We start from the raw sequence: 12,366 nt of genomic DNA, 5'->3' as shown, positions 1-12,366 counted from the left end.
CGCTCCTTTTTGATCTGCGTCAGGAGCTTTTTCTCATTTTTTCACATTGCGTTAGGTGTCAGATTATTCTATAATCTATTTTTATTTTATAGATAGGTAAGGAGTGAGAAGCGATGTTTGGAATCGTTCATTATGAAGCATTTCTGATGACCGCAATCATGTTGAACCTGATACCCGGCTCAGACACGATGTACATCATCACCCGCAGCATTTCGCAAGGAAAACAGGCAGGTATTCTTTCGGTTCTCGGCATTTTGACAGGCTCACTCATTCACACACTCTTGGCTGCCTTCGGCTTGTCGCTCCTTTTGGCGCAATCCATCGTGCTTTTTAACATCGTCAAAATATTGGGGGTCGCCTATCTCGTCTATTTGGGCATTCGGATGCTGATGACGAAGGAATCACCAGCTTTTGATTCAGCCGATTCCAAGAAGCTGAAGGGTGAAAAGGTCTATCTGCAAGCAATCCTGACAAGTGTCACGAATCCAAAGGTCGCCCTGTTTTTCATCGCCTTCCTCCCGCAATTTGTGAGTGCGACGGAAGCCGGACCTCTCCCTTTCCTTATTCTTGGCCTTACTTTTACCGTTACAGGTGGCATCTGGTGTAGTCTCCTCGCCTTGTTTGCTTCCTTCGCTACGCAAAAATTGCGCAATAATCAGAGGTTCTCTGTCATTCTCAACAAGCTGACGGGGATTGTTTTTATCGGGATGGGGTTGAATCTGTTGCGGGCGAAAGCGAATCCTTAGCTCCACCATCGATGCAAACGGGAACGTCTTAGTTGGATTTGTTTCGAAAAGCGTTGCCTATTAACAATAAAATAAGGACCAAAAAAGCCAGTCAGGAGATTCTTTCTCCTCTGGCTTTTTTCATGTTCAGAAATTGTTTAGGTCGAAAGATTATGATATCTCTAGGCATTTTTTCACAATTGGAACGAATGCCCTTGCCGAAAAAAGTTTAGTGTAAATAAAAATCAGGACAAGGGGGGAAAGATGAATTGAGTTAACGGTGCGAAAAGGGAGTTGAAGAATGTGCGAGTGCTGTTAAGTGCTGGGTTTATCCTGGCAGGCTTATTCCTCCTTTTCTATCCTCAATGGGAAACGGCGGTATCTGCACAAAAGCAAGAACAGCTCATCGAAGCGTTCGAACAACTGAGCGACGTCAGCGAGCAAATAGAAACGGCTGCATTCGAGGACCCACCAGCTCCTCAGATACAAGAGCCGCTCGCTATGTTGGAAGGTGCCAGAGGCGTGATTCGGATTCCCAAAATTGATCTGGAAATGATGATTTTTGAAGGCGCGGACAAGCATGCCTTGAGTAAAGGGGTTGGCCTGATCGAGCCAGACAAGGAATTCGGTGTGAACAATGTTGGACTGGCAGGCCATCGCGGGATTACTCACGGTAAGCAATTCAATCGCTTGGACGAACTAGCACCTAACGATGAGATTGAGATCAAGACCAAAACGGCGACCTACCAATTCGTTGTCGTGAAAGCCTTTGTCGTAGATCGTACACAAGTAGAAGTTCTAGAGGATCAAAAGAAGCCATTGATCACTTTGGTCACATGCACCCCTGTTGGAGCAAAAGATCCGAAGGACAGACTGATCGTTCAAGCTGAATGGAAACAAACGACTTCATCTCAGCCCTAACACTTCCTACCGAAAGACGGAATGAGCTAGTTTTTATTTAGTACAGGAGGAGCATATGCAAAGGAAATCTTGGATCGTTGTGGTGGCACTTTTGCTCATCATCCAAAACTTTTTCAGTTTCACGACAACCTCGTATGCGCAAACACAAGGTGAGGTTGTCGTAGGCAATAGTGGGGAGCCAGGCACGGGCAACCCTACTGATCCGGTCACAGGAACTCCTACCGATCCGGTCACAGGAACTCCTACCGATCCGGGCACTGGAACTCCTACTGATCCAGGCACTGGAACTCCTACTGATCCAGGCACTGGAACTCCTACTGATCCAGGCACTGGAACTCCTACTGATCCAGGCACAGGAACTCCTACTGATCCAGGCACTGGAACTCCTACTGATCCAGGCACTGGAACTCCTACTGATCCAGGCACTGGAACTCCTACTGATCCGGGCACTGGAACTCCTACCGATCCGGGCACTGGAACTCCTACCGATCCGGGCACAGGAACTCCTACCGATCCGGGCACAGGAACTCCTACTGATCCGGGCACAGGAACTCCTACTGATCCGGGCACAGGAACTCCTACCGATCCGGGCACAGGAACTCCTACTGATCCGGGCACAGGAACTCCTACTGATCCAGGCACAGGAACTCCTACCGATCCGGGCACTGGAACTCCTACCGATCCGGGCACAGGAACTCCGACTACGCCACCTGTTGAACCACCAGTTCCTCTACCAGAGGTACCGGTACCAGTTCCAGACCCTGAAGACAACATCATCAAAGACAACATCATCACCAGCGTAGTCATGAAGGACAAAGACGGAAACAACATTGAAGACATCCGCCCCGATCAGGGCTCGCGTGTTCAAGTTGATTTCACCTGGCAAATCCCTGCTGGACATCCTTACTCTGAAGGTGCCACCTTTACCTTCCCTCTCCCAGATAAGTTTAGGACCGATCGCATTTTGACCGGAGATCTGAACGGAGGCTACGGCACCTATGAAGTGACAACAGACGGCACCGGAACCGGCACCGTCACCTTCACTTTCAGTGATGCCATCAATGAAGGCGCTGAGATCATTGACGGAACATTCTATGTGTGGCGGGAATTCGATGAGAAAAAGTTTGAGGGTGGCACGAGACAGGAGATCGATTTCAAATTCGATGGCATCGCCCCGATCTCTGTCCATTTCAAAGGCAAAAACAACAATGAAATCGACAAGAACGGAAAAGCAAACAAGGGCATGAATCCTAGCTATCTCGACTGGACCGTCGATTTTAACCTAAGTGAAAATCCGATTAAAGGCGCTATCTTTACGGATGAGCTTCCAAGCGGTCTGGATATCGACATGAGCTCGATTAAGGTCTTCCCATTAGAAGTTCAGTTGAATGGCTCTGTTAATCCAAAGGCTGAGGTAACCACCTTCACTCCTGAGAAATTGACAGAAGGAAACGGGTTCAAAATTAACTTTGGCGACATCGACAGTGCTTATCGCGTCGCGTACAAGACCAACGTCACCGGTACGACAGATACAACCTACACGAATAAAGCCACTGTCACAGGAACGAACCTTCCAAAGGATTTAATCGATTCCGCGAATGTCTCTGTCCGATTCAGCCAGCCTTTGAACAAAAAGGCGATTAACTACGATTACAACAAACAAACGATCACCTGGGCTATTCAGTACAACTACAATGAAAAACTGATCAAGCAAAGCGATGCGTGGCTCGAGGATCGCTTCGATACGAGCCATCAAGAGCTCGTGAATGATTCCTTTACCGTTCATAAAATGACCATTGGTGACAACGGAAACGGAACAAAAGACGGGGCTGCCATCACAGAGTACAACGTAACCCCATCGGCCACCGGCTTCCGCTTGGAGTTTGACCATGACGTGTCGGCTGCTTACGAAATCACCTACCAAACCAAAGCCAAAAATCGGGTCCACCAAGACAGCTACCTCGTGAAAAATGAAGTAGAGATCTATGATGGAACCAAAAAAGATGCATCCAGAGAGATCAATCAAGCAATCTTCTGGAAAAACGCCAAAAAAGAAAAAGTGAACTACCTGGATAAAACGATCGAATGGACGCTTAGTCTAAACGACGACAATCAGGTGATGGATGAAGTCGTCATTACCGACAGTTTTGCGGGTCAAGGGCTGACTCTTCTTCCTGACAAAGTAAAGATCCACGATTGGTCAAAGGATTTGGAAGAAGGTCCTGACAAAGACTACAGCATCTCTCCGAATCCAAAATACGAAGAAGGATTCAAGATTACCTTCCAAAAACCAGTCACAAAAGGTCTAGTCATTACGTACCTGACGAAATTCGATCCTACTTCCAAGGACCGTCCATCCGTGTACAAAAACATGGCTGAACTGAATTGGAAGGAAAACGGGAAAGCACAAGACCCTATCACGAAATCCGCTACTGTTAAACCAGACAACTACACCAGCAATAACGGCAACAAAACAGGTAAATACGACGCCCGCACAAAAGAAATCACGTGGACAATCGATGTGAACTATAACCTTCACAAGATTAACAACGCGATCATCCGGGATTTTTATACCGGAGAACAAACTTTTGTGAAGGACTCGTTACGAGTGCATAAGTTGCTGCTTACAGGTGGAGCAGACGGCGTGAAAGTGGTCGAAGGACCAGTTGTTCCTATCAAATTCGATCCATTAACCAACGGTTTTGAACTGCATCTTGGCCAGATCGACTCGGCCTATCGCATCACGTACACAACCAGTTTGGCTGATCTGCCTGTCGGAGAAGTGTACGAAAACAATGCCACTCTGCATGATAGTGACATAACAGGCACTCCACTCTATAAAGGCAAGACGACCGTCAGACCGACATACGGTGGGCAATACGTACTCAAAGCAGGCGTACAAGGTACAGGAGCAGATTCAGAGTATGCAACATGGACAGTAAGAATCAATCCGAGCCAGTCTCATATTTCGGCAGGTGCTGTATTGACCGATACACTGTCCAGCAATCAAATTCTGATGAAAGACTCCTTCAAACTCTTTACGACAATCGTCTCTGAATCCGGTGCTCTGGCTATCGGAAAAGAAATGACCTCCGAGGACTACACGTTAGAAGTAGTCGGCAACACCTTTAAACTGACTTTCAAAAACGATCTGCACACTGCCTACATCCTGGAGTACCGTTCCTTTATCAATGCTGATAATGGAGAGATCATCAAAAACGAAGCCTCTTTTGCAGGGAAAACAGTTGTAGGTAAAGGTAAAGACGGACAAGAGGGTATCAAAGTCAGCTTGTCCGGTGCTGGTGGCGGAGCCGGCACACCTGGTAAAGGCGACTTGAAAATCGTCAAAACAGACGCCGATACAAAAAAAGCATTGGCAGGCGCCACGTTTGGTCTGTACGACAAGGCAGGGAAAACCTTGCTGGAAACAGTCGTGACCGATGAAAATGGCATAGCCACCTTCAAAGGCTACAAATTTAAAGCGTACAAGCTAAAAGAACTATCCGCTCCTGTTGGCTACGTCATCGCAGACGAGTACAGAAACGGAAAAGACATTACGTTAAAGGCTCCTGCAGGTGCTGACCCAGCTGTTCCAGTTACAATCGAAATGACCATAGACAACAAGCTGCTCCGTCAAGGATTTGAGTTAACCAAAGTTGACGCGGAGAATGCTGGCAAAACGCTGGAAGGCGCTGTCTTCAATCTACAGGTTGAAAAGGGCGGAGCATACGAAACGATCACTGAGCTGACAACCGGCTCTGATGGAAAAGTCTCCAAAGGCGATCTGGCTGAAGGAAACTATCAGCTAGTCGAAACGAAAGCTCCGAAGGGATACAAATTGGATGCGACTCCTATTTCATTCAAAATCGCCTCCAACCAGACAGAAATTGTGACCCTTACGAAAAAGAACGCCAAAAATATCGGGTCTGTTCAATTGCTGAAAGTGGACCACTACACCAAAGAGCCACTTCCTGGCGTAACCTTTGAGCTTCAAGATGCTGACGGGAAAGTACTGAAAAGTGGACTCACAACGGATAAGGACGGTATCCTTCTCCTCGAGAACCTGAAAGCAGGATTCTACCAGCTCGTGGAAACAAAAGCTCTTGCTGATTATGAGCTGGCTGATCCACTGAAATTCGAAGTGACAGATGAAGGCACGACCTCTCTCACGTTGACCAACAGATTGAACCCAGGATCTGTGAAACTGACCAAAGTTAGAACGGGATACCCAAACCATAAGCTCAAAGGAGCCGAATTTACGCTCCGCGATGAAAATGGTAAGGTAGCCAAAGACATGAACGGTCAGGAGCTTACAGAGCTGACTACAGATGGCAACGGAGAGCTGATTGTCGAAGGCCTGAATCCAGGCAAGTATGAGTTTATCGAGACGAAGGCACCTGCTGGTTATGTAAAAAGCAGCAAGCCAATCGAGTTCGAGATTAAAAGAAACCAAGTAGCTGGCGACCATGTGCTGGTGACGGTCGAAAATGACGTGACCTCCGGTGGTGGCGGCGGTGGTGGCGGTGGAGGCGGAAATCCTGAGCCAAAACCTGAACCGAAGCCTGAACCAAAGCCAGAGCCTAAGCCTGAGCCTGAGCCTAAACCAGAACCTAAGCCAGAGCCTAAACCGGAAAAGCCAGAGAAACCGGATAAACCAGATAAACCAGATAAACCTAGCAAACCGGACCAACCTGGCAACCCAGACCAACCTGGCAAACCGGACCAACCTGGCAACCCAGACCAACCTGGCAAACCGGACCAACCTGGTAACCCAGATCAACCTGGTAACCCAGATCAACCTGGTAACCCAGATCAACCTGGCACTCCTGATGCAAACAACAACAACAACAACACTACGAACCCCAACACTTCAGGAGAGTTGAATCAAACAGGAAATACGACCAAACCGAACGATTCTGGAGCTGCCAATAACTCCAACGTCTTGGAAACCAACAACGAATCTCCATCTACAGGTAAAGTTTTGCCTCAGACTGGAGAACAGGCTAACCCACTCCCAATCGTTGCAGGTATCGTTTCGATCTTGATCGGTATTTCGATCATGTATCGCAGAAACAAGAAAGCGTAGCTCATCTAAAGGACCAAGTCCAGGGATTTTCCCGGCTTGGTCCTCTTTTTTCCCTACTCTAGCAATTGCCGGAGAAGCGGTTCACTTTTATACAAAATCTCCAGATGTGTCGCCTCTACGTAATAACGCTCACCTTCCAGCGCGAATACACTGTTTGCCATGACACTCCCATCCCCAGCGTCACTATTGATCGAACCCACTACTCTGCCATCGACCCATTTATCGGGAGACAGCGAAGGGACTGTTCGCAGGTAATGAATCGTTTCGTGTCCGATGCCAGCTACCAGCGTGACGCGAATATTGCGGGCCGCGATAATCCCCATCGTTGCGTTCAAGTAGTCCATGTATTGATTTTTCACGACTATCTGTTCATAAGGTACGAAGGCTTCTACCCCCTGTTTTTTCTCCAGCAAATAATCGCCATATGCTGCTGACGGGGTGAGATCAAGGAGACTGGGAAAGTGTCTGTGAATAGCTTGTATACGATGAAAAGGGATGCTTTGCTCCAAATAGGCCAGATATACGTTCATGTATAGCTCCACGACATTTCTTTTGGCAGAAACCGAGCGCGGCAGCTTCCCTCCTGCCCAATAGCTGTAGGCGACAGGCGATCCTGCGTTGGGAGTCGCAAAAATGAGCAGCTGATCCACATCGTTTTGATAAAATTCGCTCTGGACATAGGCTCTAGCAACAAGGCCCCCCATGCTATGGCAAATGAGATTGACATAAGGGGAACCTGTCGTTTGCTTCGCTCGCTCGATGACAGGCAGCAAAAAGCGCTCGGCTGAAATATCTATCTGCCTTCGCCAATCATAAAAGGCTACAAACAATTGTTCATTGAGGGGGTAACCCATTTTTCCAAGCAAACGGATAAATGGCTCGTAAGCCGTTCGGGCAAACCCGAAGCCCCAGTCACCAGTACCCGGAATAATTTGATCACTCATCGACCCAAACAGCCCCGGAACAAAAACAATCGGTGCCTTTGGCGCAAGAAAAGAACTCATGCTTGCACTCCTTTCCCTCTCTTTTGTCCCATGACCAGAAGGAAAACAACTTATGCTTTTGCCTATGCCAGAGCAGCTTGGGTGGTTCCCTTGCTTCGATGAGTCTCGTCATTTTTTGCCGAAACTTCCCACTTGAGCGAAACAAAGCGATATAATAAAGCGTCTAACGAATTGGCTAATGTATTAAGCAAATCTATCTTGTCGGAGGATTGGCAAAAATGAAAGTACGCAAGTGGTTTATGCTTTTGCTAATGTTCGTACTATGTATTCCAACGATGGGGATATCCGTGCAGGCCGCGCAGACATCCTCTGGCATCAGCATCTATTTGGACGGGCAACAAATCAAAAGTGACGTCGCTCCGTACATTATTCCAAAAGCAAACGTAACGATGGTCCCTATGCGAGTGATCGGCGAAAATCTGGGAGCCGAAGTAAATTGGGAGCCAAAGTCTCAAACCGCAACGATCAGCAAGCAAGATACCTTGTTGTCCATGACGGCTAATCAGAAGAACGCTCTCGTGAACAACAACAGCATCCCACTCGATGCTTCCGTTCAGAACAAACAAGGAAGAATCATGGTCCCGCTGCGTTTTGTCTCTGAGCAGTTGGGCCTTGCGGTAAAATGGGAAGACAAAACAAGAACCATTCGCCTGCAAAGCGGCAACGTCGCTACCATGACTCCGCCACCACAGGATGTATTGAGTGAAACTGGCGGAATGGAACCCGGCACACCTGTCGTGACAAACGGAGATTTGCGTGGGGTATGGATATCTACGGTCTACAACTTGGACTGGCCATCTTCCGGTTCTTACGCAAACCCAGCGAAACAGCAACAAGAATACATACAACTGCTCGATGAGCTGCAAGCCATGGGAATGAACGCTGTTTTCGTGCAAGTGCGTCCATCTGGAGATGCTCTGTATCCGTCTACACTCACTCCATGGTCGAGATTTTTGACGGGAACTCCAGGGAAAGATCCTGGCTACGACCCGCTTGCCTTTATGGTAGAAGAAACGCATAGACGTGGGATGCAATTCCATGCTTGGTTCAACCCGTTCCGCGCCACTACGGATGCAAAAACAGACCAATTGCCAGCGAATCACGTGATCAAGCAGCACCCTGACTGGATTGTGAATGCCAACAAAAAGCTGTACATCAATCCGGGTGTTCCGGCGGCACGTCAGCAAATTATCAATGAAGTAATGGAAGTCGTGCAGCGCTACGACATCGATGGTGTCCATCTGGATGATTATTTCTATCCTTCCAATGTCGCCTTTGCAGACGATGCAGCATTCAAGGCTTACAACAGCAAAAAAATCGTGTCCAAAGCAGACTGGCGCCGCGATAATATCAATCAGTTTGTTCAACAATTGAATCAGTCCATCAAGAGCGTCAAGCCTCACGTTCAATTCGGGATCAGTCCATTCGGTGTATGGCGCAACAGCAACGTCGATCCGACTGGCTCCGATACAAAAGCTGGCGTTACTGCTTATGACCACATGTTTGCCGATGTGCGCACGTGGATTCAACAAGGATGGATCGATTATGTGACTCCGCAAATTTATTGGAGCTTTTCCTTCGCCCCTGCCCAATACGACAAGCTCGTTACTTGGTGGGCAAACGAAGTACAAGGGACGAACGTCAAGCTCTACGTCGGTCATTCCCCTTACAAGCTGGGAACGGCTGAGGCAGGCTGGCAGAGTGCCCAGGAGATTATCAACCAGTTGAATTACAACGCGATGGTTCCTCAGGTTCAGGGCAGCATTTTCTTTAGTGCCAAGGACTTGCGGAAAAACCCATTAGGACTGCTCCCAGCTCTTAGCAGTTATTACAACCGCTAGATAAATAAAAAAACCCCCGAATACTCGTAGCAGAGCAAACTTGCTACATGTGTTTCGGGGGTTTTTCTTCTACGTTAATTTTTCTACAATGAACTTGAGTTGCGCTTCCAAGGAGATCGGGTCATTAAAATAGGAGCCTTTCTGATCAACCTGAAAAACCTGGTTATTTTTTACTGCCGACAAGCCTTTCCAAACGTTTGTACTGTATACACTCTCCGGATTGGCATCATCTCCAGACCATGCACTGGTAAAAATGTAGTCTCCCGCAAAGTCCGGCAGTGTTTCAAGTGAGACCTCCGCCCAGCCGGTATTGCTATCAATGGTTTCTTTTTGTACGGCATTCGGAGCCTTCAACTGGAATTCGCCGTAAAGGATGTCTCCACCCCTTCCGAAGTTGTGCCCAAACGCATAGATCCCCTTGGCGTATGGCTGCAGAATCGAAACGGTTTTATCTCCTACCGCTGCTTGCACCTTGGGTTTTGCCTCAGTTATTTTCTTGTCCCATTCGGCAATCCACTCATTCGCCTTGTCTTCTCTTCCTGTCATTTTGCCAAACTCCCGCAGTTCTTCGCGAATTGACTTCTTACCGTATGGAATCACTACCGTTGGAGCTATTTTGGTGAACTGCTCAATATTCTGATCCCCTTCAAACACAATAAGTAAATCAGGATTCATCTCCAGTACTTTTTCTAGCGATGTTCCGTCGCCCACGCTTTCGATACCATCCAGCTTCCCTTTAAAATACGGGTTTCCCATAGCATGGTCCGTGATACCGATAGGCTTGATCCCCAGTGTCAGAAAATGTCCAACATAGCTGTCTGCAAGTATCACAGCCCTTTTTGGGTCCTTAGGAATTCTCACTGTGCCATTAAATGCCTGGTAGGTGATATATTCATTATTACTCTCGTTACTCGAACTTTCCTGCGCAGGTTGAGCAGTTGGATTGGCTCGTGTCTGTTCGCAGGCCGATAACATGCTGATTATGACCATAATAAGGGCTGCCATTATGATCTTATCTAAGCCTGATTTTCTCATTCTCAAGAGAACCTCTCCTTCAATGATACTTGAAATTGATAATCATTCTCGTGAATTTTAGCATAAAGAGCTTGCCCTGCCCATCTTTTTCGTTCTCCGAGATACCCTTTACAATCCGTCAAAAAAAATGCCGCGAAGCATGTTCGCGACATTGGTAGCTATGTTTATTCATTTTGGGGGTGAGGACCCTTATTTTTATTCACATAAGGGGAGTTGAGACTTTGAATGGTGAGTCGTGCCACAGTACCTTACCAACTTATTGGGTTACTTTGTGAAGACCGAACAGCATGAGGACATCATTATCGCTGGTCTCATACTCTTTCACTTCACCTTTAAAGGAGGTTTCTTTGACAACAATCTTGCTGCCTGTCGCATTTGGTTTCATTTCAATCATATATGAAGATAGATTAAGATCATCTGCCTTGATACCTAACTTCTCGGAGAGATCTTTAACCGTAGCCTTGTGCTCACCTAGCTGACTGTCTTTAATGGTTACTGACTGGCCATCCTTAGAAAAAACGAATGCAATCGTTAGGTCTAGGTTACTTTTTTCCGCTACGTTTACTTTTGCATCTGCTGTTGTGGTTGCATACGGTATAACAGTACCAATCACCCCTGTAAGTAACAAAGCTGATGCAGTTGTCATCCATTTCTTTTTCATTGGTCTCGCTCCTTTTCATTTCCTTTTTTATGTGCAAGTAAATCTCTTCTTGCTAAATCTAGGGTAAGAGGAAATGTTAAACAAAATATTGGGGTAAAACTAAAATTTTCCTTAACTCATCGTGCATTCTCAGTTCTCTGAGATACACTTCACAATTCGCCACAAAAAATGCCGCGAAACATGTTCGCGACATTGGTAGCTTTATTTTTTCGGCATCATGGCATTTACAAACTCACTGATGTTTCCTTTACTCAATACATCACCAGTAGCGACTACTTCATACTGCATCTTCTTTCCAGCGTATTCCATGATCCAGACGATGTTCTTGTCAACCCCGTCTTTACTAGCTTCTTCTGTATACAGCACTTCGATTTGCCCTACTTTAATTATCTCTTTTTGCTGTTCATCCTGATTTATTACATAAGTTGTACTGTCTTCTACATCTTCATAATTGGAGATGTTCAAATTTATATAGTTTTTCCCAGACTTATATGTCGCATATAGCGTGTCCAGCTCATTTGTCCATTCCAATGGCTGAATAACATATTCCTTTTTCTCTTGCTCTGCCTTTTTGTACAAAGCTTCCTTGTCATACTCTCTCTTGATGTCAAATGTGAGGCTGGCATCCTCAAAGGAATAACCCCCTGGCAATATCTCAGGCACAAATATCTGCCCTCCCACTTTCTTGTGTAGATCAGCCAAATTGGCAAATTCAAATGCTCTATAGAGCGTTGCAACCGCTTTTTGGGGATTGTGGACGGCAATGTAAACGGCTGCGGCAGTTCCAGGCTCCATGCTTCTAGTAATTTCCGAACGTTTATCTTGATATTTCTTTGTTTCAGGATCTAACTCCTTGACAACTTTTTGTTTTTCCGGGATTTGGGAGATATCTTTCTGCTGATAAATAACTTCGCCTTTTTCATCCTTCAACTGATAGAACTGGACAGCAGCATAGCCCGATGAAATACTTGCGATCAAACCAATAGCGACTAATATGCTCACCTTGTACTTCACAAAAAATCTCTCCTTCTCTCGTTTGATTTTTGTCATTACTTGATGGTTAATATCAATCTCCTGCGGGATGCGCGGGTCG

At 46.6% G+C, this 12,366-nt stretch carries 8 protein-coding genes; 4 read left to right on the top strand and 4 right to left on the bottom strand.

Features of this window, described 5'->3' with window-relative positions; genetic code table 11:
- The first annotated feature begins 113 nt into the window (after window positions 1–113).
- The 3 genes from ACM6JA_RS30240 (at window position 114) to ACM6JA_RS30230 (ending at window position 6,732) form a co-directional block, all read left to right on the top strand.
- Window positions 114–746: a LysE family translocator gene (locus tag ACM6JA_RS30240; RefSeq protein ID WP_414855384.1), complete on the top strand. Its 633-nt coding sequence runs from the start codon at window positions 114–116 to the stop codon at window positions 744–746.
- Between the two features lie 282 nt (window positions 747–1,028).
- Complete coding sequence (locus ACM6JA_RS30235; RefSeq protein WP_414855525.1) at window positions 1,029–1,646, top strand: class D sortase; 618 nt, start codon at window positions 1,029–1,031, stop codon at window positions 1,644–1,646.
- A 55-nt stretch (window positions 1,647–1,701) separates the two neighbouring features.
- Complete coding sequence (locus ACM6JA_RS30230) at window positions 1,702–6,732, top strand: collagen binding domain-containing protein (protein ID WP_414855383.1); 5,031 nt, start codon at window positions 1,702–1,704, stop codon at window positions 6,730–6,732.
- Between the two features lie 53 nt (window positions 6,733–6,785).
- Here ACM6JA_RS30230 and ACM6JA_RS30225 read toward each other — a convergent pair whose 3' ends face one another.
- On the bottom strand, window positions 6,786–7,736 hold the full coding sequence (locus tag ACM6JA_RS30225; protein ID WP_414855382.1) for a lipase/acyltransferase domain-containing protein: 951 nt from the start codon (window positions 7,734–7,736) through the stop codon (window positions 6,786–6,788).
- 218 nt (window positions 7,737–7,954) lie between these two features.
- On the opposite strand from ACM6JA_RS30225, the gene ACM6JA_RS30220 reads away from it, so the two are divergent.
- The gene (locus tag ACM6JA_RS30220) at window positions 7,955–9,577 is read left to right on the top strand and encodes a family 10 glycosylhydrolase (RefSeq protein WP_414855381.1); all 1,623 of its coding nucleotides are present in this window, start codon (window positions 7,955–7,957) and stop codon (window positions 9,575–9,577) included.
- Window positions 9,578–9,646: 69 nt separating this feature from the next.
- On the opposite strand, the gene ACM6JA_RS30215 is transcribed toward ACM6JA_RS30220, so the two are convergent.
- The 3 genes from ACM6JA_RS30215 to ACM6JA_RS30205 form a co-directional block, all read right to left on the bottom strand.
- The gene (locus ACM6JA_RS30215; protein WP_414855524.1) at window positions 9,647–10,612 is read right to left on the bottom strand and encodes an iron-hydroxamate ABC transporter substrate-binding protein; all 966 of its coding nucleotides are present in this window, start codon (window positions 10,610–10,612) and stop codon (window positions 9,647–9,649) included.
- Between the two features lie 256 nt (window positions 10,613–10,868).
- On the bottom strand, window positions 10,869–11,273 hold the full coding sequence (locus ACM6JA_RS30210; protein WP_414855380.1) for a hypothetical protein: 405 nt from the start codon (window positions 11,271–11,273) through the stop codon (window positions 10,869–10,871).
- Between the two features lie 201 nt (window positions 11,274–11,474).
- A complete protein-coding gene (locus ACM6JA_RS30205) occupies window positions 11,475–12,323 on the bottom strand; it encodes a hypothetical protein (protein ID WP_414855379.1) in 849 nt (282 codons plus the stop codon).
- Window positions 12,324–12,366: the final 43 nt, after the last annotated feature.

Source organism: Brevibacillus sp. IT-7CA2, assembly GCF_949767855.1.
GTDB lineage: Bacteria > Bacillota > Bacilli > Brevibacillales > Brevibacillaceae > Brevibacillus.
This window is presented reverse-complemented; position numbering and strand designations above follow the sequence as displayed.